General features: G+C 30.6%; 18 protein-coding genes. 16 read left to right on the top strand and 2 right to left on the bottom strand.

Annotation, left to right across the window (positions count from 1 at the left end; genetic code table 11):
• Window positions 1–28: 28 nt before the first annotated feature.
• The 6 genes from uxaC to PZA12_RS22555 all read left to right on the top strand — a co-directional run bounded on the left by uxaC (window position 29) and on the right by PZA12_RS22555 (window position 10,826).
• A complete protein-coding gene (gene uxaC, locus PZA12_RS22580; RefSeq protein ID WP_181006046.1) occupies window positions 29–1,432 on the top strand; it encodes a glucuronate isomerase in 1,404 nt (467 codons plus the stop codon).
• Window positions 1,433–1,481: 49 nt separating this feature from the next.
• Window positions 1,482–3,011 (top strand): MFS transporter, encoded by a 1,530-nt coding sequence (locus PZA12_RS22575; protein ID WP_078114373.1) that lies wholly within the window; start codon window positions 1,482–1,484, stop codon window positions 3,009–3,011.
• 182 nt (window positions 3,012–3,193) lie between these two features.
• Window positions 3,194–5,704 carry a TIM-barrel domain-containing protein gene (locus PZA12_RS22570; RefSeq protein ID WP_103699246.1) on the top strand — a complete coding sequence of 837 codons (2,511 nt, stop codon included), beginning with the start codon at window positions 3,194–3,196 and terminating at the stop codon, window positions 5,702–5,704.
• A 406-nt stretch (window positions 5,705–6,110) separates the two neighbouring features.
• Entirely contained in the window at window positions 6,111–7,052 is a 942-nt protein-coding gene (locus PZA12_RS22565; protein WP_103699245.1) for an alpha/beta fold hydrolase, read from the top strand.
• A 97-nt stretch (window positions 7,053–7,149) separates the two neighbouring features.
• Entirely contained in the window at window positions 7,150–9,639 is a 2,490-nt protein-coding gene (locus tag PZA12_RS22560; RefSeq protein WP_103699244.1) for a TIM-barrel domain-containing protein, read from the top strand.
• Between the two features lie 311 nt (window positions 9,640–9,950).
• The gene (locus tag PZA12_RS22555) at window positions 9,951–10,826 is read left to right on the top strand and encodes a Cof-type HAD-IIB family hydrolase (RefSeq protein ID WP_103699243.1); all 876 of its coding nucleotides are present in this window, start codon (window positions 9,951–9,953) and stop codon (window positions 10,824–10,826) included.
• Window positions 10,827–11,048: 222 nt separating this feature from the next.
• Here the strand turns inward: PZA12_RS22555 and PZA12_RS22550 are convergent, their stop codons facing one another.
• Complete coding sequence (locus PZA12_RS22550) at window positions 11,049–11,900, bottom strand: transposase (protein WP_242964219.1); 852 nt, start codon at window positions 11,898–11,900, stop codon at window positions 11,049–11,051.
• A gap of 437 nt (window positions 11,901–12,337) precedes the next feature.
• On the opposite strand from PZA12_RS22550, the gene PZA12_RS22545 reads away from it, so the two are divergent.
• The 10 genes from PZA12_RS22545 to PZA12_RS22500 all read left to right on the top strand — a co-directional run bounded on the left by PZA12_RS22545 (window position 12,338) and on the right by PZA12_RS22500 (window position 24,147).
• The gene (locus PZA12_RS22545) at window positions 12,338–13,624 is read left to right on the top strand and encodes an MFS transporter (protein WP_078114377.1); all 1,287 of its coding nucleotides are present in this window, start codon (window positions 12,338–12,340) and stop codon (window positions 13,622–13,624) included.
• 383 nt (window positions 13,625–14,007) lie between these two features.
• Entirely contained in the window at window positions 14,008–15,057 is a 1,050-nt protein-coding gene (locus PZA12_RS22540; protein ID WP_078114378.1) for a LacI family DNA-binding transcriptional regulator, read from the top strand.
• Between the two features lie 12 nt (window positions 15,058–15,069).
• On the top strand, window positions 15,070–15,810 hold the full coding sequence (locus PZA12_RS22535) for a sugar phosphate isomerase/epimerase family protein (protein ID WP_078114379.1): 741 nt from the start codon (window positions 15,070–15,072) through the stop codon (window positions 15,808–15,810).
• A 25-nt stretch (window positions 15,811–15,835) separates the two neighbouring features.
• Complete coding sequence (locus PZA12_RS22530; RefSeq protein WP_078114380.1) at window positions 15,836–16,801, top strand: sugar kinase; 966 nt, start codon at window positions 15,836–15,838, stop codon at window positions 16,799–16,801.
• A gap of 18 nt (window positions 16,802–16,819) precedes the next feature.
• Window positions 16,820–17,443 carry an orotidine 5'-phosphate decarboxylase / HUMPS family protein gene (locus tag PZA12_RS22525; RefSeq protein ID WP_078114381.1) on the top strand — a complete coding sequence of 208 codons (624 nt, stop codon included), beginning with the start codon at window positions 16,820–16,822 and terminating at the stop codon, window positions 17,441–17,443.
• Window positions 17,440–17,982, top strand: a complete 543-nt coding sequence (hxlB, locus tag PZA12_RS22520) for a 6-phospho-3-hexuloisomerase (protein ID WP_078114382.1) — start codon at window positions 17,440–17,442, stop codon at window positions 17,980–17,982. The genes PZA12_RS22525 and hxlB overlap by 4 nt, the downstream gene beginning before the upstream one ends.
• Before the next feature lie 39 nt (window positions 17,983–18,021).
• Window positions 18,022–18,669 (top strand): fructose-6-phosphate aldolase, encoded by a 648-nt coding sequence (gene fsa, locus PZA12_RS22515; RefSeq protein WP_078114383.1) that lies wholly within the window; start codon window positions 18,022–18,024, stop codon window positions 18,667–18,669.
• Between the two features lie 646 nt (window positions 18,670–19,315).
• Entirely contained in the window at window positions 19,316–21,307 is a 1,992-nt protein-coding gene (gene tkt, locus PZA12_RS22510; RefSeq protein WP_078114384.1) for a transketolase, read from the top strand.
• 333 nt (window positions 21,308–21,640) lie between these two features.
• A complete protein-coding gene (locus tag PZA12_RS22505) occupies window positions 21,641–23,053 on the top strand; it encodes a glycoside hydrolase family 1 protein (protein WP_077869824.1) in 1,413 nt (470 codons plus the stop codon).
• Window positions 23,054–23,397: 344 nt separating this feature from the next.
• Complete coding sequence (locus tag PZA12_RS22500) at window positions 23,398–24,147, top strand: MurR/RpiR family transcriptional regulator (protein ID WP_012060797.1); 750 nt, start codon at window positions 23,398–23,400, stop codon at window positions 24,145–24,147.
• A 56-nt stretch (window positions 24,148–24,203) separates the two neighbouring features.
• Here the strand turns inward: PZA12_RS22500 and PZA12_RS22495 are convergent, their stop codons facing one another.
• Complete coding sequence (locus tag PZA12_RS22495) at window positions 24,204–26,891, bottom strand: sigma 54-interacting transcriptional regulator (protein ID WP_077869825.1); 2,688 nt, start codon at window positions 26,889–26,891, stop codon at window positions 24,204–24,206.
• Window positions 26,892–26,938: the final 47 nt, after the last annotated feature.

The raw sequence follows: 26,938 nt of genomic DNA, 5'->3' as shown, positions 1-26,938 counted from the left end.
ACTTTTATTTGAAAGTAGGATGATGAATTTGAAGAAATTTATGGATGAAAATTTCTTATTATCTAATAAAACAGCTATAGAGTTATATCATAATTATGCAAAGAATATGCCTATTATCGATTATCATTGTCATATTGATCCTAAGGAGATATATGAAAATAAAAAATTTAATAACATAACTGAAGCATGGTTGTACGGGGATCACTACAAATGGAGAGCAATGAGATGTAATGGTATTGATGAAAAATATATTACAGGGGATGGTAGTGATTATGATAAATTCATAGCCTGGTCAAAAACTATACCTATGTCTATAGGAAATCCTCTTTATCATTGGACTCACTTAGAACTTCAAAGGTTTTTTGGAATATATGAACCTCTTGATGAAGACACTGCTCCAGCAATTTGGAAAAAAGCAAATGAATTATTGAGTGGAGAAGGATTTAGAGCAAGAGATTTAATTACAAAGTCAAAGGTTGAAACTATATGTACAACTGATGATCCTACTGATACTCTAGAATATCACATTAAGCTTAAGGAAGACGAGAGTTTTAATGTAAATGTTTTACCAACTTTCAGACCAGATAAAGGAATAGAAATAAACTTAGATGGTTTTGTTTCATGGGTAAAAAAATTAGAAGAAATATCGGAGATCACTATAAGTAATTATGATGAATTTCTAAATGCATTCGACTCAAGAGTAAGGTTTTTTCATTCGATTGGATGTAGGATAGCAGACCATGGCATAGATGGTACAGTAGTTTATGCAGAAGCATCAAAAGAAGATGCTTCAGCTATATTTGCTAAAGCCTTAAATGGAGAAGTAGTAAGCATTGATGAAGAAAAGAAGTATAAAACTTATACATTAACACATGTATTTAAACTTTATCATGAACTTGGATGGGCTATGCAGCTTCATATAGCTGCGCTAAGGAATAATAATAACAGAATGTTCGAAAAAATAGGCCCTAATACAGGATTTGATTCAATTAATGATGAGAGTATAGCGTACCCATTGTCTAGACTTTTAGATTCTGTAGATAAGGAGAATTCCCTTCCTAAAACAATTTTATATACGCTGAATCCAAAGGATAATTATGTTCTTGGAGCTATGACAGGAAATTTTCAAGGTGAGGGAATTCCAGGAAAAATTCAATTCGGTGCAGCTTGGTGGTTTAATGATAATAAAGATGGAATGATTGAACAAATGAAAGCATTAGCAAATCTTGGATTATTGGGCCGTTTTGTTGGAATGTTAACGGATTCTAGAAGCTTCTTATCATATACAAGACATGAGTATTTTAGAAGAATTGCATGCAATTTAATCGGAGAATGGGTAGAAAATGGTGAAGTACCAGGAAATATTAAATTGCTAAAAACAGTTGTTGAAGGTATATGCTACAACAATGCAAAGGAATATTTCAATATTTAGATAGAAGACTTGTAATTAAAAATATTAATTAAAGAAAGAGGTAGATTATATGTCTATAAAAGATAAAAAGATTACTTTACCTAGATGTATTGGATATGGATTAGTTGATATAATGGGCGGCGGAGCCTTTACAATAATTGGAGCTTTCTTATTGTTTTTCTATACAACTTATTGTGGACTTACACCTATACAAGGGGCATCTATTGTTGCGGTTGCTCGTTTTGTAGATGCAATTGCCAGTCTTTTTATAGGGAGTATATCTGATAATTTTTATAAAACTAAGCTTGGAAAGATATTTGGGAGACGTCGTTTCTTTTTATTAATTGGAGCGCCATTAATGGCAATTTATGTATTAATATGGACAATAGGAATGAATTACTGGTTTTATTTAAGTTGCTATTTATTATTCGAGATAGTTGCAGCCATGGTATTAATTCCATGGGAAACACTACCGACTGAAATGACAACTAACTACTCTGATAGAACTAAAATTTCTACTTGCAGATTAGTTATTTCTTCTTTAGGTCAGTTCTTAGGGACTTTTGTTCCTGCACAATTGATTGGACATTTTGGCCAAAAGAATCCTTATGCATATTTCTATAATGGATTATTTTTTGCAGTATTGTATGCGATTTGTATATTTATAACATATAAAGTTACTTGGGAAAGAGAAATTACACCAGCAATGGAGCAAGAATTATTAGCTGCATCTCAATCTAAAGGAAAGAAAAATTTTAGTGATTACTTAAAAGTGCTTGGGGAATATGCATCTACATTTAAGCTAAAAAGTTTTAGGAAACATTTAGGACTTTATTTGTTATCTTTTACTGCTGGAGATATATTTAATGCCGTATTCTTATTTTTCTGTGTTTATAATTTAAAGGTTTCATCATCTTTTGGTGCATATTTGCTTTCATTTAGCATTATTGGCATACCAGGAACAATTATAGGTGGAATTTTATTTTTAAAGCTTGGACCTACTAAATTATATAAGATTACGTATACATTTATGATATTAAGTGTACTAGCTTATTATGGAGTTTATTTAGCTGATCCTGCAGCTAAGACTGCCATTTTACTTGGAATATCTATAGTTTACTTTGCATTTAGATCATTGGCGGTTCTAACTCCTTGGACAGTGTTCCCATTTATTCCTGATGTTGATGAGATTGTTTCGATGAAAAGAAGAGAGGGGCTTTTTGCAGCAGTTATGACTTTTACTAGAAAGAGCACTGTAGCCCTTGCTACATTTTTAATCGGTGTTGTGTTACAAGAAGGAGGATTTGTTAAAGGTCAAGATGTTCAATCTCCTCAAACAGTACAGATTATTGGATATGTTCTACTTATTGGATGTGTTGGTTTGTTTGCATTATCATTAGTACTTGCATTTACTTTCAAGCTTAATAAAGAAACTCATCAGATATTAATAGATGAAGTTGAACGTTTGAAAAATGGTGGTTCAAAAGATGATGTTGACTCAAATACAAAAGAGGTTGTTGAAAGTCTTACTGGATACAAATATGAGGAGGTTTGGAAACAGAATCTTACACAAGATAATTTAATGAATAGTATCAGTTAAGTTATTTTGCTGCTCTCATAATGTTATATAGATATAGGTTGTTAAATAATTGAGTTTTGACAGTTGTTGAAAAAAATCATAATTCAACAACCTATATAACAAGTTTATAAACGGGAAATCTACGCCTTAATAGGTTGTTGATAAATTAATAAGTATAAATTAGTAGTTTAGGAGGAAGTTACATGTTATTAAAGGAATTTATGTCTATAAATAGAATACAGAATGGTTATTTAGTGAAGGGGGATACCGCAGATATAAAAATAATTTTTATGTCAGATGATATTATACGTGTTAGAGCTTCTTTTAATAGAAAGTTTGAGGAAGCATCTTATACATTGGTTACGACTGCATGGGAAGATCGTTTTGATTCTTTGCTTGCAGAAGAACGTGAAAGAATAGAAGCATTAGATATTCCTTTTGAAGAAAATGAAAAAGAAATTATATTTTATACAAAAACATTAAAATTAGTACTAGCTAAATCACCATTACATTTTTCTATATATAAATTAAATGGAGAAAAGTTATATAGTGATCTTGCAGATAGAGCTTTTGAATGTGATCAACTAGGAAGAATTTCTCATTATAATGAAGTTGATTTACAAAATGATCATTTTTACGGATTTGGTGAAAAGACTGGCAAGTTAGATAAAATGGGCAGAAGAATGCGTATGTCGCCTAAAGATGCAATTGGGCATGATCCTGAATTTGGTGATCCTTTATATAAACATATTCCATTTTATATTAAGTTAAATAACAATAATCATCATGCCATTGGACTTTTCTATCATAATTCGTATGATTCAGTATTTGATATGGGTAATGAAATTAGTGGATACTGGCCGCGTTATAGTTATTATCAAGCTGATGGAGGAGACATTGATCTATTCTTTATTAATGGACCAAAAGTTGAACAAGTCTTAGATAATTACACAAAACTTACAGGAAAGCAGGCAATGCCTCCTAAACAAAGCTTAGGTTATACAGCTTCTACAATGTATTATGCTGAACTTGAAAAAGATTGTGATAAAGAAATATATGAAGTAATTAAAAAGCATTTTGATGAAAAAATGTATATAGACAACTTCAAATTAGCATCTGGTTATTCTTCTGGAGAAGAAGATAATTTAAGATATATTTTCAATTGGAACAAAAAGAGATTCCCAAATCCAGATGAATTTATGGAAAAAATGAATGAAATGGGCCTTAATGTTATACCAAATTTAAAACCAGGTATTTTAGCTAAGCATCCTTATAAAAAAGAATTTGAAGAAAATGATGTATTTATTAAAAATCCAGATGGAAAGGGAGATTATAATGGCCGTTGGTGGGGCGGTGTTGGAAGATTTGTAGATTTTACTAAGCCATCTGGTAGAGAAACGTGGAAGAAGCTACTTAAGGAAAATATTTTAAGTAAAGGAACTATAACTGTTTGGAATGATAACTGTGAATATGATGGAATAGAGGATCGTAATGCTGTATGTGATTTTGATGGAAAACCAGGCACTATGGCGGAACTTAAAATAATGCATTCTAATTTAATGGCTTATGTTGGAAAGCAAGCTGTAGCTGAACTTTATCCAAACCGCCGTCCATATATTATAAACCGTGCTGGATTTGCAGGTATTCAAAGGTATGCACAAACATGGGCAGGAGATAATTTGACAGACTGGCGTACATTAAAATTTAATATAGCAACTATTGTTGGAATGGGGCTATCAGGAGTAGCAAATACAGGTTGTGATATCGGGGGCTTTGCAGGAGGTGCTCCAGAAGGAGAACTATTACTAAGATGGATTCAAAATGGTATATTCCAGCCAAGATTCTGCATTAATTCAGCCAATAATGATAATACTGTTACTCAGCCATGGATGTATGAAGAAAATAATGAATTTGTACGTAATGCATATAGTCAGCGTTATAGAATGTTACCATATCTATATTCTTTAATGTATGAAGCTCATACTACTGGTAAATCAATAATGCGTCCATTATTCATGGAATTCCAAGATGATATTAATTGTTATGATGATCAATATATGACATTTATGTTTGGACCATCGGTGCTAGTTGCCAATGTATTAGAAAAAGGAGCACAGTCAAGAAAACTTTATTTGCCAGAAGGATGTACTTGGTATGACATGAATAACAATATGTCTGCATATAAAGGCGGAGATGTGATAGAAATTCCAGTTACCCTTAACAGTATTCCTATGTTCCTAAGAGGCGATGGAATTTTCATAACAAACGAAGAAGTAAAGCATATTACTACTGATAAAATGAAGACATTAGACATTTTAATCGGAGGAGAAGCAGAAAGAAGCTTTAATTTCTACAATGATGATGGTGTAACTAATGATTTTGAAAAAGGTATATATGAAAAGACAGAAATGAATGTAAGCGGAGGAGCACGTAAGAAAATTTCTTTCAAGACAACAGGAAGTTATGAAAGTGGAATATCTGATCTTACAATTAAATTAGTAAGTAAAGAGAAAGGCGCATATTGGGTTTCTGTAGACAATGAACAAATACCTCGTTTCTTAAACAAATCATCCTGGGAAAAAGCAGAACAAGGATGGTACTATGAATTATCAGACAGAACAGTATTAGTAAAATGCAAGAAACCAGCAAAGAAAGAATTTGAAATTATAATTTCTTGTGAAAGATTTGATTTAATTGGCATGGGAGACGAATAGAGCCTATGCTTCAATATAGATATTAAGTATGTAAACTAGACTTTGTGTGACTTACCGAAACAAGTAACATATTGTGTTTCGGTTTCCAGGAATTTTTATGGATGATTCTACGACTAGAAGTTGCACCCACAATGCTTGCCTCAAAAACAAGTTTTGAACAAGCATTGTGGAACAACTTCTAGTTAAGAATCATTACCAGAAAAATTCCAATGAAACACTGCACACAATATGTTACTTATTTCTAGTATAGTTATGTACTCAAAATTATATGATAGATAGTTATGCCAATTACGAGTTGAATTTTTGAATTGGATATCTGTAATGAAATAACTATTATTGAAGTGTATGAAAATAATTATTTGGAAATTGAATTGAAAAAATATATAGAATTCAAGGAGGCTTTCTTATGGCATTTCAAGAAAAAAGTTTCGAATCATTTAATAAAAGAGATATGGTGCAAGCATGGATTTATACACCTTTTTGTAAACCAAGAGGAATCATTCAGCTTATACATGGGTATCATGAACATTCACGTAGATATATGCACATGATATTAAAATTAAATGACGCAGGATTTATAGTTGCTGCGGATGATCATGTGGGACATGGAAAAACTGCTTATGTTTCGGACAATTGGAGCGATTGGGGAGATAAGGGTTATATGACAATGGTAGAAGATGAACATTCACTTCGTAAAATTGTGCAAGAAGAATATCCTGATTTACCTTATTTTATGTTTGGTCATAGTATGGGATCAATGATTGCCAGATGTTATGCTACCATTTATGGAGAAGGAATTGATGGCTTGATTTTATGTGGAACTTCAGGAGTAATTCCAACAGCAAGTTCAGTAATACCTGTTTTTAAAAATTTAATAGATGAAGGTAGAGGAGAAGAAGTTGATCCTTCTTGCTTAGAGATGCTCATGGGATGGATGTGGAAAACAGAACGTTATGAAGAAAATCCTGTTACTTCAAATACCTGGGCATGTGGTGATCCTGATGTAAATGCAGACCATGCAAGAGATATATATAGTGATCTTCTAATGCAGCCTAATATACGTTCACTATATTATTTTGCAAATTTAATGAATGATATTGTTGGAGTTAAGTGGGCAGAGAAAGTGCCGACATCAATTAAAGTTTACAATATTGCAGGAGATAAAGATCCAGTTGGTCTGTACGGAGAAGGTGTTTATGCGGTGTCGAATTGGCTTGCAGAAACAGGGCACATGGTAAAGACAAAAGTTTATTCAGGATATCGTCATGAAATACAATATTATTTAGATATTAGGGATGAAGTTGAAGATGGAGTCATAGATTTTGTGAACTGCATTATTGAGAAGTAGATAAGAATTTCTCAATTCGTTAAAATGGTTGATAAGACGAGGCTTATATTGTAAATAAGGTAAAAATTATAAAATAAATATACTAGGAGATAGCATTATGAAGATAAGTAATAAAATTATAAGTCTAAAGAATATTGATAATTATTTAGAAATAACTACCAATGCAGCTAAATATAGAATTATACTTTTAAATGATGATATAGTAAGAGTTCGCTGTACTTTTGATGAGGAGTTTCAAGAAGAAGCATCATATGCTTTAGTTATGACAGCTTGGAAAGATAAAATGGACGAGTTATTAAAAGATGAAAGAAAGCAAGTAGAGGCAATTAGCAGCAGCTATGAAGATTTAGGTAATTATATTCTATTAGCTACAAAAAGTATAAATATAAATATTTATAAAGAACCTTTTGGAGTAGAGATTACAGATAAGCAAGGCAATATATTACATTCAGATTTAAAAGAAAAATCATATGTAAAAGATAGCTTAGGAAGACTTTATCATTATTCATGTATGGATGATGAAGATTATTTTTATGGATTTGGGGAAAAGGCTGGGTATTTAAATAAGAAAAAGAGAAGAATGAGAATGCATAATGTAGATACTATAGGTTATGATTCAGAACATACAGATCCATTATATAAGCATATACCTTTTTATATAAAATTTAATAATAAAAATAACATAGCTAGCGGAATATTCTATAACAATTCTTATGATTCTACTTTCGATATGGGATGTGAGAGAAGTGGATATTGGAATAAATACAGTTATTTCTGTGCTGATGGTGGAGAATTAGATGCATTTTTCATTTATGGACCTAAAATCAAAGATGTGGTAAGAAATTATACTGATTTAACAGGAAAAACTGCAATGTCTACAAAGTATTCCTTAGGATATATGGGATCAACTATGTATTACACAGAATTAGATAAAGATTCAGATAAAGCTATCTTACGATTTTTAGATAGGTGTAAAGAAGAAGGAATCCCTTGTGATGGTTTCTTTATGTCATCAGGATATACTACAGGGGAAGATGGAAAAAGATATGTATTCAATTGGAATTATGATAGATTCAAAAACCCTGAAGATTTTGTAAGCCAAGTGAAGGAAAAAGGGGCTTGCGTGGCACCTAACATAAAACCAGGTATGTTAATTTCTAATCCGCTATACAAAGAATTTGATGAAGCTGGGGCTTATATAAAGGACGACGAAGGAGAAAAATCTCAAACAGATAGATATTGGGGAGGACAAGCTTCTTTTGTAGATTTTACAAATCCTAAGGGAAGAGAATTGTGGAAAAAGCATTTAAAAGAATCCTTAGTTTCATTGGGAATTACATCTATATGGAATGATAATAATGAGTATGAAATAAATAATACAGAAGCAATTTGCCATTTTGAGGGTATGAAGAAAGAAATAAGTGGTTTAAGACCAATAATGCCAAATTTAATGGCATTTATGGCAAAGGAAACAGTCACAGAAGTTTATCCCAATGTAAGACCATATATAGTGAATAGGGCTGGATTTGCAGGAATTCAACGTTACGCTCAAACATGGGCTGGAGATAATAATACAAGTTGGAAGAGTTTAAAATTCAATATTCCAGTAATGCTTGGAATGGGACTTTCAGGAGTTGCAAATCAAGGATGTGATATAGGAGGATTTTTTGGACCAGCACCTGAGCCAGAGCTATTTGTAAGATGGGTTCAAAACGGAATATTCCAACCAAGGTTCTCAATTCATTCTTGCAATACTGATAATACTGTTACAGAACCATGGATGTATCCATCTTATACAAAATATATAAAAGAAGCTATAAAGCTTAGATATAAATTAGTACCATACTTATATTCATTGTTATTTGAAGCATCTAAAGAAGGATCACCAATTATGAGGCCTTTAATATATGAATTCCAAGATGATAAAAAATTACTTGAGGAAAGCTTTGATTTTATGCTTGGAAGTTCTATTTTGATTGCAAACGTCCTAGAAAAAGGTGCAAAAATAAGAAAAGTATATTTACCTGAAGGAGCTGTTTGGTTTGATTGGTATACAAAACAGGCATACGAAGGGGGACAGACGGTTGAAGTTGAAGTTTCATTAAACTCTATTCCTATGTTCTTTAGAAGTGGAGCAATAATTCCAATGGCTGAAGGCTTAATGAATATTCATAATGATTCAATAGAAAAACTTAAGCTTCTAATAGAGCCATCAGAGGAATCAAGCTTTGTATTATATGAAGACGATGGTACAACTAATAACTACAAAAATGGTGAATGCTTAAAGACGTTAATATCAGTGAAGAGGGAGAATAGTGTTAAAATTGTATTTGAAAAAGAAGGCACATATGATAAGCAGCCTAAAGAAATCAATATAGATTTAATATGTAAGGATATAGCTCCAGTTCAAGTTAACTTAAGAGATAAGAAGCTTACTATGTTCCTAGATATAAAAGAATGGGAATTAAGCGAAGATGGTTGGTATTTTGATATAGAACAAAAAACAACTAAAATAAAATATCAGAATATAACTGAAAATTATGATCTTAATGTTAATTTTAGCGTTAAAGATTTAATTTCTATATAAATTGTAATATTCAGAAATATACATGAGAAAAAAGTATAATGGGAGCATTCATCTTACTTAAGATGGCTTATGCTTATAAGAAATTATGGCACTAGTTATAATAAAATAAATGAAAAAATATATAAATAGATAGAAGAGAATAAAATTAATAATTAATTCTATTTAGAATTTGAGGCTAGAGAAGAAGTATCTTTAGCCTTATTTTTTTTGTATTATAGTATATAATAGAAATTATAGGTAAATATTTTACAAGAAAATTTTGAGTAAATACATGTTGTAGAATATATAAACGAGTATGGAGGGATTAAGAGATGATAAAACTTATTGCAGCTGATATGGATGGAACACTGCTTAATAGCAATCATAAGATATCAAAGGAAAATATAGAAGCTATAAAAATGGCTGAGAAAATGGGAGTAAAATTTGCAATTTCTACTGGAAGAATGTATGAAGATGTTAAACCCTTACTTGATGAATCTAATTTAAAATGTCAATGTGTCGTTCTAAATGGTGGAGAATACATAGATGAGAATGGAAAGGTATTAGAAGGAATCTACATTGATAGTAAGCAAGCAAGAGAAATTATAGATATGATATTAAAGGAAAAAATTATAGCTGAAATTTATACTAATGATGGATTATACAGTGTAAATACAAGAGAGGAAGCATTAACTGAAGTTGCATACAGAATTATGGTATTTGACCCAGAAACAACTTTTGAAGATGCTATGGAAATGGCTAAAAATCATCCTCATTTTATTAATTTAAAATATGTTGAAGATATAAACGATTTTTTGAATAGTAATGTTAAGATAGGAAAATTTGTTGCGTTTTATAACGATGAAGAAACAACTAAAAAGGTAAAGAACAAATTGGAATCAATAGGGGAACTTGCTATAGCATCAACTTTTACTAAAAATATAGAAATAAATAATAAAAATGCACAAAAGGGATTAATATTAGCAAGAGTTGCGGAAAAAATGGGGATAAAAAGAGATGAAGTAATGGTTATTGGGGATAGTTTTAATGATTACTCAATGTTTACTGAATTTACTGAATCTGTTGCTATGGAAAATGCAGTACCGGAAATAAAAGAAATAGCCAAGTATATAACTGATACCAATGATAATGCTGGAGTTGCTAAAGCTATTTATAAGGCTTTGAATTTAGAGAACAAAAAATATTAAAAATAAGTTTATATGGAGAATGTTAAACCGCTATGTTCTGGAATAAAGCCTTCTAGACCTATAGTGGTTTAATTATTATTAGGTTGTTGAATAACTAATTTTTACAAATAGTTATTTAAGAAAATATTCTTAGGAATCAAAGATTCCAAGGATATTTTCTCGATTTTATTCCCTGCTGTTTTTTATTAAATTCATCTATTAAATAGGCTAATAAAACCCATTTTATATGACGTTCGTATCGGGCTTGCCATAGAGCCTTGGATTTTCTAAGTTATATAAACCTTTTAGAACTGAGAATAATTGCTCTATTTTCAATCTATTTTTATATAGGTTCGCTCCGATAGGAGATTCAAAAAATAAAGCATTCTCATATCGTTTATCAATGAACGCCTCAATGCTTTTAGCTTTACGCATATTTATATCAGCTAATAAATTAAATTCTAGTTTTGCAGCAATTTCAAACCATTCGACTGAGTCATATGCCGCATCAGCAAGTATTAAGAATGGATTATAATTTTTAGCTTCATATAGTAAATCCTGAACTTGATTATCGTAAACATTAGCTGTTGTTAAACTAAAAACTAGAGGAATCATAGTATCAGTAACTGTTGCAATGCAGTGTAACTTGTAACCTTTATAATATCCCAGACGTGTACCTTTGCCGGATTTAGCTTCGCTATCGTATTTTGAACTTCTTAAGGCAGTAGCATCAATTGCACATAGTCTAGTTTCTGGGTTAATAAGTTCAACAAACATAGCATAAATACCATAATATATATGTTTCTCTAAAGTCTTAGCTCTTAACGAAAAGGTAGAATAATCAGGTATTTCATTAAGATTAATTATAGATTGAAACACATAATCTTTTTTTATTTCGTATTCAAGTTCTCTCAGACTGAATATACTATGTTTAACACCATATAACATGCAGGCAACTATTTGCTCATCTGAGTACTTTCGTGGTCGGCCTTTAGCATTTTTACTATTAGAATTTAATTTAGCAAATGCAATTTTAACAGCTTCAAAAATCTTATAATTATCATTTTCAGTTTTAATCTTTCGTGATATAATCATATTTAAGTCATTCCTTGTGTGATGTGATTTGGTTTTTAGCGAAATTATTATATCACAAAGGAATGGCTTATTTACTTTTTACAAATTTTGTTTACTCAACAACCTAATTATGCGTATAAGTGATTTTAAGTTTTTATAAATACTACTTGACATCTTTTGGTGAAAGCGTTAACATTATATTAAGTTTAGAAACCGGTTAACTAAAACGATAAACTAAAGTGAAAATATTCAAATTTAAACTTGAGTTTTAAATCTGAATATTTGAAATAGCCTAATAACGGTAGGGGGAATGCAAGAAAATAATCGATATTATTATAAACTCGCTGAAGGAATAATAAATTTTCTAAATTGAACAAATGATTGCACAATAAAGCTGAAATTGTTTTTAATTATTAAATTATATGGAAATTAAAATGATTATTATGGGAGGATATGAAATGGATAAATCAAGTATTCAATTAACTTCTAAAAGGTGGAAAAGATTAATACCAGTAGCATTTATTACTTATAGCCTGGCTTACTTGGATCGTGCAAATTATAGTTTTGGTGTTGCAGGAGGTATGGGTGAATCTTTGCATATTACAGCATCGATAGCATCACTTCTATCCGCCTTATTTTTCTTAGGATATTTCTTTTTTCAAGTACCAGCAGCATGGTTTGCAGAAAAGAAAAGTGCTAAAAAATTAGTTTTTTGGAGTTTAATATTCTGGGGGATATTAGCTGCTTCAAATGGTTTAATAACGAATGTAAAAGTTTTAATGGTCACTAGATTTATACTTGGAATAATTGAAAGTGCTGTTATGCCAGCTATGTTGATTTTTTTAAGTAATTGGTTCACAAAAAAAGAACGTTCAAGAGCAAATACATTTCTAATTTTAGGTAATCCAGCTACTGTTTTATGGATGTCAATTGTATCAGGATATCTAGTAAATTCTGTAGGATGGAGATGGATGTTTATACTTGAAGGAATACCACCAATTTTATGGGCATTCTTTTGGTTGAAACTTTCAGATAATAAACCAAAGGAAGCAAAATGGCTAACTGAACAGGAAAAGAAAGATATTGAGATGGTGATGGAGGAAGAACAAAAAGGTATAAAGCCAGTAAAAAATTATAGAGAAGCATTTAAATCACCTAAGGTAATAATTTTATCATTTCAATATTTCTTCTGGAGTATAGGGGTTTACGGTTTTGTAATGTGGCTACCATCAATACTAAAGGCAAGTCCTCAAATTGGTATTGTTTCAGCAGGTTGGCTATCATCATTACCATATGCTTTAGCAGTAGTATTGATGCTAGTATCATCTTATTATTCAGATCGTACCGGAAATAGAAAGACATTTGTTTGGGTGTACTTATTAATAGGTACAATTGCATTTTTTGGTTCATATTTAATTGGAACTTCAAACTTTTGGCTATCATATATTTTACTTGTAATTGCAGGAGGGGTTATGTATGCACCTTATGGTCCGTTTTTTGCAATAATTACAGAAATATTACCTAAGAATGTATCTGGAGGAGCAAGTGCCTTAATCAATAGTATGGGTGCACTAGGATCATTTGTAGGCTCATATGTCGTAGGATATTTGAATGGTATAACAGGCTCAGTAGATGCATCATATATATTTATGTCAGGGTCACTTTTGTTATCAGTATTTCTAATGATTGCGGTTAAAACTTCTAAGGTATCGAATAAAATAGAAAATGCAATAGAGGCTTCATAAATTAGTAATTCATTAGGTTATTGAATTTATAGTATAAAAAGAATCTTATACAAACTAGACTTAATATTTAAGAGATAGAGGTAAGTCTTTTATTTAAAATTTTTGTAAAGGATATCTAGAATAATAAACTTAATCAGATTATTATATAAATGATCGTTAGTAATGGCTTGACATTTTTTGGTGAAAGTCTTAACATTATATTGTCACTTTAGAAACCGGTAAACTAAAACGATAAACTAGTAATGAATACGATTGTTAAAGTGATTTAATCTGATTGAGTTGATTAATAAATATGTTAAAGAAAAATAGAGAATAGTAGCATAAATTATTGAATCTTTGACAGTTAAGATTGATAATAAAAGTATTGAATGGAGGAATAAGTTATGCTGAAAAATTCTACAGATAAACAAAAGAACGTAACAATTGCAGATGTTGCTGCTTATGTAGGAGTCTCTAAGACAACAATATCTAGATATCTAAACAAAAATTTTGAATTTATGTCACAAGAAACTCAAGAAAAAATAGATGAGGCAATTAAAGTATTAAAATATAGACCAAATCGTATAGCTCAAACACTAAAAGCTAAAAATTCCAATATAATTGGGGTAACAATTGCAGATATAGGAAACCCATTTTCTTCATTACTAATTAAAGGAATAAATGACGTATGTAGAGCAAATAATTATCAGCTACTGGTAACAAATGCTGACAATCTAGCAGAGAGAGAAAGAGAGAACATAGAATCCCTGTTAGATAGCCAAGTTGATGGTTTACTAGTTAATACTACGGGTAATAACTATAAATATTTACAAGAGTTTAAGGATAGTGATAATTTTAAACCAATAGTATTATTGGATAGATTTATAAATCCATTAATTTATGATTCGGTGACAATGAATAATGCAGAGGTAACAAAAAACATATTAGATGAGTTGCTAAAGAATGATTATGATCATTATGTATATTTTTCAGAAGACATAAATGGGATAAGTTCAAGAATAGAGAGAAAGAAAGCAATGGAAGAATTTCTATCTAGAAATGCAAATACGTCGGGAGAAACTAATATTATCAAAAAAAATGATATAAAAGAAATAAAAGAAAGTATAGAAAATATTCTAAATAAAAATAAAGATAAGAATATCTGTTTCTTTGCAAATAATGATGAAATTTTAAAGGTTCTTATAGAATGTTTATATGATTTAAATATAAGAATTGGAGTAGATATCGGTATATTTGGTTTTGCTGAGGAGAAATGGGCACGCTTAATTGGCCCAGGGATTACATCAATAGATGAGAACCCATATGAAATGGGAGAAAGAGCAGCTAAGCTACTATTTGAAAGAATAGATGGAAGTAGAAAAGATGATTTTGTCTTAGAAGAAATTCCGGTTAAAATACATCTAAATTACTCAACAAGAAATATAAAAAAATAAGTGGGGATAGTTATGAATCAACTGGGTATAAATTTATTAGTATTTAAAAATGAATTAGACAAAGGGATAAAACAACAACAAATATTAGAGCAAATAGAGGTGTTAGGTGTTCATATAGCCGAAATAAGAAGAGAATGTCTAAAGAACTTAGCGGAAGAAATTCCGATTATAAGTAAATTAGCTAAAGGATTTGGAATGGAATTATATTATTCAGTTCCGGAGAAAGTAGCTTATGAAAAGAAATTAAATCCAGATATTAATGTCTATTTTGAGGAAGCAAAACTGATGGGGGCAACTCATATAAAATTCAACATAGGTGACTTAGTAGATTTAAGCTTAGATGAAATAAAAAAATTAAGAGATATTATTTATAAATTTGAGATTAAAGTAACAATAGAAAATGATCAAACTCCTGAAAATGGAAATTTGAAATGTGTAATAAGTGCTATTGATATTATAAATAAAAATTCATTACCAATTGGATATACTTTCGATTTAGGAAATTGGTATTGGCAGAATGAAGATCCTGAAAATGCATTTGATATCTTACGTTCAGCTATTACAGTATTTCATTTAAAAAATGTAGAGTTTCTAAATAATAAGCCTACTACAACTTTACTGTCAAAAGGACAAATTAATTGGAAGGCAATGTTAAAGAAGTTATCTAATAATGTGCCAGTAATGATCGAATATCCAATTAGAAATGAAGATATACGAGGAGAATTAGAGGAAGTAAGAAAAATTTTGCTATAGATTGGCAACGGAAAGGGTGAAAAAAATGAGTGAGATTATTACAATTGGTGAACCAATGGTAATGTTTTTAGCAGATACTAAAGAACATCTTAGCAGTGTAGAACATTTTACAAGGTTAATTGCTGGAGCAGAACTTAATGTAGCTATGGGACTAAGAAGACTTGGACATACAGTTACATATATAAGCCAAGTTGGAGAAGATCCATTTGGGCAATATGTAAAGAAATATCTAGAAAATGAAAATATAGATGCAACTTTTGTAAAGACATATAAAGAAGCGCCAACAGGATTTCAATTTAAAAATAGAACTGATGAGGGAGATCCAGAGGTACTATATTTTAGAAAAGGGGCAGCAGCATCAAGAATAACTAAGGATATTTTAGATGGAATAAGTTTTTCAGATGGAAAGGTGCTTCACATTACAGGAATTTTTCCAGCATTAAGCGAAACAACTTTAGAAACAACATTTAAAGCTATAGAAAAAGCTCACGAAAATGGTATGCTTGTTACTTTTGATCCTAATCCAAGACCCGTACTATGGGAGAGCAAGGAAAAGATGATTCAAGTGACTAATGAGTTAGCAGTTAAATCAGATATTGTATTACCTGGTTTCAGTGAAGGAAAATTATTTACAGGGAAAAATTCCAAGGAAGAGATTGCTGATTTCTATTTAGACAAAGGTGTAAAAAAGGTAGTTATAAAAATGGGAACTACTGGTTCATATTCTAGGGAGAAATTAGAAAATGGACAAATAAAAGAGGCTGAATGTCCAAGCTTTGAAGTTCCAGTTTTAGATACAGTAGGAGCAGGAGATGGATTTGCAGCAGGCGTTATTAGCGGAATTTTAGAAAATCTTGAAGATAATAAAATTTTAGAAAGAGGAAACGCTATTGGTGGAATTCAAGTAATGCATTTAAGTGATAATGAGGGATTACCAACAGTAAATGAATTAGATAATTTTTTAAAAAATCATAAAAGAAAAGTTTCATGAGAATTTAAGGAGGATGAAATGAAGTTACAAGTTGCAATAGATAGGGTGTCTTTAGAGAAAGCAGAAAACTTAGTTAAAACTTTTGATGGATTAGCAGATATTATTGAGATTGGAACATCTTTAATAAAAGACTATGGACTTCTTAAATTAAAAGATATAACAAGCAAAAAAAGTAAATCTCAAATACTGGGAGATATAAAGACAAGTGATGAAGGTGCTTATGAATTTGAACAAGGTTTTAGACAAGGATTTGATATCCTAACTGTGATGGGGAGTGCATCACTTGGTACTATAGAAAAATGTTACGAAGTTTCTGAGCAATATAATGGAACAATGATGATAGATTTATTAGAATGTTCAGATGAAAAAATTAATGAAATATCACATTTCAGCAGTGCTATTTATTGTATACATGCCTCTATTGATAAAGAAAAACTAGCCAACCCAGGTGGAACAGTAAAGAGATTTAAAGAACAGTTTCCTTCAATTAAAAGAATTGCAGTTGCAGGAGGAATAACATTAGATTCCATACCAGAATTGAATAAATATAATATAGAGTTAGTTATAGTAGGATCAGCAATAACTAGTGCTGATGATAAGATGGAAAAAGTAAAAGAGTTTAAGGGAGTAATAGATAAATGAGAGTAATAGATCAAATATTAGAAGAAATTAAAGATGTAATAAGCAAAGTTGATGAAGAAGAGATTAAAAAAATAATGGGTGTATTCAAAAAAGAAAAAAAGATTTTTGTAGATGGCGAAGGTCGTAGCGGATTTCAAGCAAAGGGATTTGCAATGCGCTTGATGCATATTGGTTATAATTCTTATGTTATGGGAGAGACAATTACACCAGCTCTCAAAAAGGGAGATATATATGTTGCAATATCAGGTTCTGGAAAAACAAAAAATACATTAAGCAATGCAAAAGCAGCAAAGGATTTAGGCTTAACTATAGTTGGAGTTACAAGTAAAAAGGACTCTCCACTTGCAGAAGTATCAGATCTTGTACTTGAGGTTCCAGGAAAAACAAAGAATGATACCGGTGTTTCGTCAATTCAACTACTAAGTTCATTATTTGATCAATCTGTCCACATAGTATTAGATGACTTGTGTTTATTAATGAGTAGAAGAGATAATTTATCAGATAGCGAAGCAGCAAAAAATCATATAAATGTAGAATAATAGTTTTAAGAATTATAATTAATAAAGGGGTAGATTAAAATGAGATTTTTTTTAGACACAGCAAATGTGGAACACATTAAAGAAGCAAATGAAATGGGAGTAATATGTGGTGTAACAACAAATCCATCACTAATAGCAAAAGAAGGAAGAGACTTCAATGAAGTTATTAAAGAAATAACAGAAATAGTTGATGGACCAATAAGTGGAGAAGTTGTAAGTGAAGATGCTGAAGGAATGATAAAAGAAGGAAGAGAAATTGCAGCGATTCATAAGAATATGATAGTAAAGATTCCAATGACAGCTGAAGGCTTAAAGGCAACTAAAGTATTAGCAAGTGAAGGAATTAAAACAAATGTAACATTAATATTCTCAGCAACACAAGCTTTACTTGCAGCAAATGCAGGAGCAACATATGTAAGCCCATTCCTTGGAAGAGTAGATGACATCTCAATGATAGGTATGGATTTAGTTAGAGATATAGCAGAAATATTTGCAGTTCATGGAATAGAAACAGAAATAATTGCAGCAAGCGTAAGAAACCCAATTCATGTAATAGAAGCAGCAAAAGCAGGTGCAGATATATCAACAGTACCTTATAGCTTAGTAATGCAAATGTTAAAACACCCATTAACAGATCAAGGATTAGAAAAATTCAAAGCAGACTGGGCAGCAGCATTCGGAAAATAGGCCGTCGAAATAAGAAACATATTTTGGTTCCGGTTCCTAAGAAATTTTGTTGAGTGCTTCTAAGATTATAAGTTGTACCCAAAATGCTTGCTTCAAAGACAAGCTCTGAACAAGCACATTTGGAACAACTTATAATCAAGAAGCACTACCAACACAATTTCTAATGAACACTCCACAAAATATGTTACTTATTTCTAGTGCAGATATATTTCGAAAATGGAAGAGTAATTTGGAGATATGATAGCTAGATTCTGAAATTAGGAAGGCATAAATGTTTATGGATAAATATTTTGATACAATGCTTTCGCAAAAGTATGACTATCATTTATGATTTATTCATGTTCCAAATGACAGAGATAAAAATATATATTCTTAAGAATATAAGAATATAAGAAGTTAAGAATAAAAGAACATAGGAATTTAAGAATTTAAGAATATATGAATGAAAACATAAAACAATTTAAAAAGAAACCAATAAAAAAAGGTAACAATTTAAAAAGGTGTAGTAAAATCGGTACCTTTTGAAAAGAGAATGAAGGACAGCTAAGATCATTTCTTTTTTGAAATGAATGTGAAGCGCAGCATGTGATTTAATTAGCACAACTAAGAACTTATAAAAAAATATGTCTATGAAATGAGGATAAAGATGAGTAGAGAATTAGATAAATTATCTATTAATGCAATAAGAGTATTATCAGCAGATGCTATTGAAAAATCAAAATCAGGACATCCAGGGTTACCACTTGGATCGGCTACAATGGCTTATACATTATGGACAAAGATGAATCATAATGGAAAGAACCCTGAATGGGATAACAGAGATAGATTTGTATTATCAGCAGGACATGGTTCAATGCTTGAATATTCATTGCTACATTTATTTGGATATGGACTTACAGTTGAGGATATTAAAAACTTTAGACAATTCGGAAGTTTAACACCAGGACACCCAGAGTATGGCCATACAAAAGGTGTTGAAATAACAACAGGACCACTTGGACAAGGCATTTGTAATGCAGTAGGTTTTGCTATAGCAGAAGCACATCTTGCAGAAAAATTCAATAAACCAGATTATAGCATAGTTGATCACTATACATATGCTATAGTTGGAGACGGATGTCTTATGGAAGGTATCTCAGGAGAAGCATCATCTCTTGCTGGAACTTTAGGTCTTGGAAAATTAGTTGTATTGTATGATTCAAATAATATTTCAATTGAAGGAAATACAGACATAGCATTTAGAGAAGATGTAGCTAAGAGATACGAAGCTTATGGATGGCAAGTACTAAATGTAGCAGATGGAAATGATATAGATGCAATAGAAAAAGCAATAGAAGCAGCTAAAGTAGAAACAACAAAACCATCTATTATAATAGTTAAAAATCAAATTGGTTTTGGATGTCCAGCAAAACAAGGAAAAGCTTCAGCACATGGTGAACCTTTAGGAGCAGATAATGTAAAAGCTATGAAGGAAAACTTAGGATGGAAGACTGAACCTGCATTCTACGTACCAGACGAAGTGTATACAAATATGAATGAACACATAGCAAAAGGTGAAAAGACTGAAGAAGCTTGGAATGAGTTATTCAAAGCATATGCAAAAGCTTATCCAGAACTTGCAGCAGAATATACTAAATGGATGAGTGGCGAACTTGATAAAGAAGCTTTATTAAACAACGAAGAACTTTGGAGCTTTGATAAAGAAATGGCTACAAGAGAATCTTCAGGAATAATGATAAATAGATTGGCTAAACTAATTCCAAACTTTATTGGAGGATCAGCAGATTTAGCTCCATCTAACAAAACTCATATGAACGATAGAGGAGATTTCTCAGCAGAAGATAGAAGTGGATCAAACCTTCACTTTGGAGTTAGAGAACATGCTATGGCAGCTATCGCTAACGGAATGTATGCTCATGGTGGACTTAAAGTATTCTGTGCAACATTCTTTGTATTCAGTGATTACATGAAAGGTGCTATGAGATTATCAGCTCTTATGAATCTTCCAGTAGCTTATGTATTAACACATGATAGTATTGGAGTAGGGGAAGATGGACCAACTCATGAACCAATAGAACAATTAGCAGCTCTTAGAAGTATGCCAAACATGACAGTATTTAGACCAGCAGATTCAAAAGAAACTGCAGCAGCATGGTACTACGCTGTAACTAATGGAACTACTCCAACATCACTAGTATTAACAAGACAAAAGTTACCACTATATGATGGATGTCCTAAGAGAGCATTAAAGGGTGGATATATCTTAAAAGATTCTAAGAAAGAAACTCCAGATGTACTTTTAATGGCATCAGGTTCAGAAGTAGAATTAATATACAAAGCAGCAGCTGAATTAGAAACTAAAGGAATAGATGCAAGAGTTATCAGTATGCCATCATTTGAATTATTTGATGCTCAAGATGAGGCTTATAAAGAATCAGTTATGCCAAATAAAGTTCGTGCAAGAGTTGCAGTAGAAGCATTAACAAGCTTTGGATGGCACAAATATGTAGGTCTTGATGGAGATGTTATATCTTTAGATACTTTTGGAGCATCAGGTAAAGCAGAAATCCTATTCGAGAAATTTGGATTCACTGTAGAAAATGTTGTTGAAAAGGCTATTAATGTAGCAAAGAAATAGATGTTACAGTAATTAAATCTACGATAAAGTGTAAGCTAAGTGTTCAAATAAGACTATAATGTAAAAAATAATTATGAGAAGTATATAAGAAAATTTAAGGATATTATTAATGAAGCTGTTACTGGTAAAAAGAGTTTTTGCCTGTAGCAGCTTTTTTAAAACAACTTGTTTTCTAAAAAAACAAATACCTAAAAAGTAGCATGTGTTCCTAAATTATAAAAAATATATAAAGTGGTTACAGTATATGATATATTGAATTCATAGGAATCAACTTATTATGATTAAAAAATTTATGTTAATAATAAAAAGATAATGTGCAATGGAGGGTTTTATATGTTTCATAAGAAATTAAAAGATTTCCCAAAGAATTTTTTATGGGGAGCTTCAACATCAGCTTATCAAGTAGAAGGTGCTTATAATGAAGATGGAAAGGGATTATCCGTTCAAGATACAAAGGAACCATTCCCAGGAACACCAGATTTTAAGGTGTCTAGTGATCACTATCACCATTACAAAGAAGATGTAGCATTATTTGCAGAAATGGGATTTAAGACTTATCGTTTTTCAATTGCATGGACTAGAATAATACCAAATGGGGTAGGGGATGTAAATCCTAAAGGAATTGAATTTTATAACAATTTAATCAATGAACTATTATCATACGGAATAGAACCGCTAGTTACTATGTATCATTTTGATTTGCCAGATGCGCTTCAAAGAGAAGGTGGTTGGTCAAATAGAAAGACTGCTGATGCATTTGTAAATTATGCAAAAGTATTGTTTGAAAATTTCGGTGATAGAGTTAAGTATTGGCTTACAATAAATGAGCAGAATATGATGATACTTCATGGAGGGGCAATTGGAACTGTAAATGATGGAGTAGAAAATATTGAAAAAGAATTATATAAACAAAATCATCATATGATGCTTGCGCAAGCGCAAACAATGAAGTTATGCCATAGTATGTGCCCAAAAGCGAAAATAGGGCCTGCACCTAATATAAGTTCAATATATCCAGCAAGTTCAAGACCAGAAGATATATTAGCGGCTAGTAACCAATCATCTATAAGGAATTGGTTATACTTAGATATGGCTGTACATGGTAGGTATAATCCAATAGCTTGGAGCTATATGGTTGAAAAAGGAATCGAGCCAACTATTGAAGATGGAGATATGGAAATATTAAAAGGTGGAAATCCAGATTTCATAGCATTTAATTATTATTGTACAGGAACAGCAGAGGAAAGTAAGATTGATGATAAAGAAGTTTCGACTCAAGGTGGAGATCAACAAATTGCTGTAGGAGATTTAGGTGTTTATAAAGGAGCTTCTAATCCGAACTTGGAGAAAACTCAATTTGGATGGGAGATTGATCCTATAGGATTTAGAAATACTTTAAGGGAGGTATATGAAAGATATAATTTACCTATAATAATTACTGAGAATGGATTAGGTGCTTATGATAATGTTGAAGAAAATGATACTATAAATGATGATTATAGAATTGATTATTTAAGAAAACATATCGAACAGGCTAGACTTGCTATAACTGATGGAGTAGATTTGATTGGATATTGTCCATGGTCAGCTATAGATCTTATAAGTACTCACCAAGGTTTCAAGAAAAGATATGGCTTTATATATGTAAATAGAGATGAATTTGATCTCAAGGATTTAAGAAGAATAAGAAAGAAGAGTTTCTTCTGGTATAAAAAAGTCATCGAAACTAATGGAGAAGAAATTTAGTGAAAGATAATTAATATAATATTAGAATAAAATAATAGTATTTAAAAATAGATACTAATATAAATGAAATATACCAAGGTGTAAGAAATTTCACTTTGGTATATTTTGCTTTTATAATATAGCTGGAAGGAATTTTTACAAACATAGCCTTAAAAGTTTTTTTCAAATAATGTATACTTAAATTAAAAGAACTTTGGTGGATAGTATCAATGAAGATAAATTATACTATCTACCAAAGTCATAAAAGGCTAACTAGTATAGTGTTTTAAATTTTAAGACAACAATATATTCAAGTATATATGAATGTAAAAAAGCTAGTTATAAAGGAAGAGGTTGATTAAATTATGTTTAATTATGAAATTATCCAGAGTTTAAACGATTTAGAGTTGTCTCTATACAGATATATAATGAAGAATATTGAAAAAGTTGTTTATATGAGAATTAGAGAATTAGCTGACGAAGCACATGTGTCAACAACAACTATATTAAGGTTTTGTAAAAAGTTGAACTGTGAAGGGTATTCAGAATTTAAAGTGAAATTAAAATTGTATCTTGAAGAAAATGAAAGTACTAAAGTAAATAATGATACATCGATAATAGTTGATTTTTTTAAAAAATTAGATAATAGCGAGCTTGATAGAAAATTAAACGTACTCTGCGATTTAATAAAGAAAGCAAGCAATGTAGTATTTATAGGAACGGGAACATCCGGAATACTGTGTAAATATGCAGCCAGATATTTTTCATCAATTGGTAAGTTTTCTATGTATATAGATGATCCATATTTTCCAAGAAATTATAAGCTATATGAAGATTCAATAATAATAGCAATGTCAGTTTCAGGCGAAACACGTACGGTTATTGATTATATAAGTAATATAAAAAGAGAGAATACTACGCTTGTAAGCATAACAAATAGTGAAAATTGTACAATATCGAAAATATCAGATCTTAATATATCGTATTATGTCCAACAAGAAAGATTAGGGATTAGTGATATAACAACACAAATACCTGTATTATATATTATTGAAAGTATGGGAAAAAGGCTACATAATAAGTTTATAGTAGATTCTTCTGATTATTCTAAGTAAAACTTCAATATCCCTATAAAAGAATGTGTTTATTCTTTTATAGGGATATATTGCTATTAAAGTTTACTTTGTAATTCAGGAGCTGAGTTTGATAAAAGATTCATCAAATAGCATATTTCATCATCTGATATTTCTACTTTATATTTGCTAGTTATAAAGTTTAAATTTTCTTTTATTATATTATATAGATTTATATTTTCTTCTAGATATTTCTCTTTTTGAGGATAAACAGCCGGATTATCTTCATTTCTTAATCGTCCTATTACAAATGATAAATGGAGAATAACGCCAACCATATTTTCATCAGATAATTTAATTAAGAGTTTCTCTTGTAATATATTCAAAAATAGAGTCACATCTTTATAAAGTTCAACACCATCTATATTATATATATTTTCCTTTATAATTTTAGGTAGATTAATCATAGTTAATTTTGAATCAATTATACTTTGTAATTCTTTTAATACATTCATGTTAAATACTTCGTACATTGTATATTGTTTTATAGGTGAATCTACAGGAAAAGATGAAACTATAAAAAGTACCTCATTTTTTTCTTGAAGATTAATTATTTTTTGCTTGAAGTATTTTTTGTCTAAGCAGTTTAGACAAACGACTTCAAAATAATCTTTGTCTAATCTAAGATTACTTAGTAAGAAGTTTTTAATTGCAATAGCAGCTCCCTCACCAGTTAAGCAGGCAGTTACTATTAAAACTTTATCTGAATCGCTAGAAGGATTACTTATATTTTTATGTATTTCTACATAAGAATTTACCATAAGAACATCATTATATATTTCGTCTAGCGATGATCCAATTAATGCTTTTCGTGCTGCTTCTAAAACATGTAAAGTTGAAACAAGAGATATCACTTTAATGTCTACTTGAAATTCCTTTTTTATAACATCTGCAAAAGTTGTTAAAGACCCCATATCTACCAATAAGAGATAACCAGCAGAAGTTGGATTGTCCTGAATACCAATCTTAAGGCTTTCTAATACTTTTGATGGAGCAACATCTATTGGAGCGTTTATTGGAATTATATAGTTTTCTCCAAGTAGTCTGTTAGAAACATCAGCCATTGAAGTTGCAGTTGATTCACCATGAGCAATTAGGATAACTTTTACTTTATCTTGAGATTTATCGTTAAAAGTATTATCTGGTATCAAGAATAATGTTAAGTATCCAGCTTCATCTATTGGAATTGATTTATTAATAGTGTTTTCTATGATCTCCTTAATCTCTAGTGCAACAGCAAATTCAGAAGGATAAAGATCTTTTATTCTATTTAAATTAGTGTTTATTATTATCTTGTCGCTGTTTATTCTATTAATTAATGTGTTTATATGCAGAGCAAAAGCCGTATATAAATTACTATCAAAAATTACAGGAAGCTTTCGAGTTATATGACTTACTATACTATCAATACATTTTAATGTATCTTCATCAATAATGGTTAATAAGTTTTGTTTGCTTGTTTCTTCGGAAACTTCAGAGTTATTTTTATTGAAATGTTTGGCTATATCTTTCTCAAGAATGTTCTCAATATCAATATCTGAAATTTCTAGAGACTTAAGCTTTTCAAGTTTACTTTCTATAAAATCGTAAATAGTATTATCTCCATTATTAAATATAGTGTTTGTATCTTCATTAGAACCATTAAATCTGAAATATTCAATTTCTTCACTCATAAGTTTATTCCATAAAACTCTATGTTCTTTCTCTTTATAAAGACCTTCTTTAATATAAGGAGGCAGTATTTTACTATGGATTCTTACGTCGCGTCGTATATTAGTTAAGTATTCAGAGTATGCTTTTGCACAAAGTAGCTGAACGTCGCTTTTCAACTGACCTATATTATTAGGACAATCATAAGAAAGTAATGCTCTAAGAGAGTTTAAAGATACATAAATCTCTTTATTTAAACGGATACTTTCATATTTGAAGAAACTTTTAATTAAAAATAATCTTTCATCTAAAGTTCTTTCTTTAAGAGAAGGAATATTAATAACAAGAGGAATTCTTCTTGTAAATGTGTTTAATAAAGCAGAATTTGGGTCTTCTGTTGTAGCTGAAATTATTAATACATCTGATTTTCTGGTTTCTGAATCCCCAATACGTCTAAAAGTACCTGTATCTAAAAATATGAATAGAGCTTCCTGCCCTTCAGGTGGCAATCTGTGAATCTCATCTAAAAATAAAATACCACCATCAGCCTGTTCTATTAATCCGACTTTGTCAGATTCAGCTCCAGTATACGCACCTTTTTTTACACCAAAAAGTTGAGAAGTTAATAGTTGTGGGTTATTAGTATAATCTGCACAGTTAAACACTATAAAAGGAGAATCTTCTGTTTTTACCTTCATTTCCAATGCATAATTGTGCATAAGAGATGCGAACATAGACTTTCCTACACCAGTACTACCTAATATTAAACAATTCATACCTTTAGGTGGATATAGTATAGCTGCTTTAGCCTGTTCCACAGAATCTTTAAGAGAAATATTATTTTTAGCTAACAAATCTAGTTGAGATTCATTGCTTTGAATCTTATTTTCAGCAAGAAAAAATAATACTGGTCTACCTGATGATTTATACAATTTACCTTCCTTACAAAGTTCATTTAGTTCATGGCTTAAATTAGCTCTAGTCATATTAACTAGAGGCGCTAGTGTTTTAGTATCTATTCCATCTGGAGAATTTAGCTGGAGAAGTTTTTGGTAAATCAAATCTTTTTTAGCCATTATATGTCCTCCTATATAACTAAAAATATTATAGCTACTATAAATAG

Origin of the sequence: Clostridium beijerinckii, from assembly GCF_036699995.1 — a bacterium.
Lineage (GTDB): Bacteria > Bacillota > Clostridia > Clostridiales > Clostridiaceae > Clostridium > Clostridium helianthi.
This window is presented reverse-complemented; position numbering and strand designations above follow the sequence as displayed.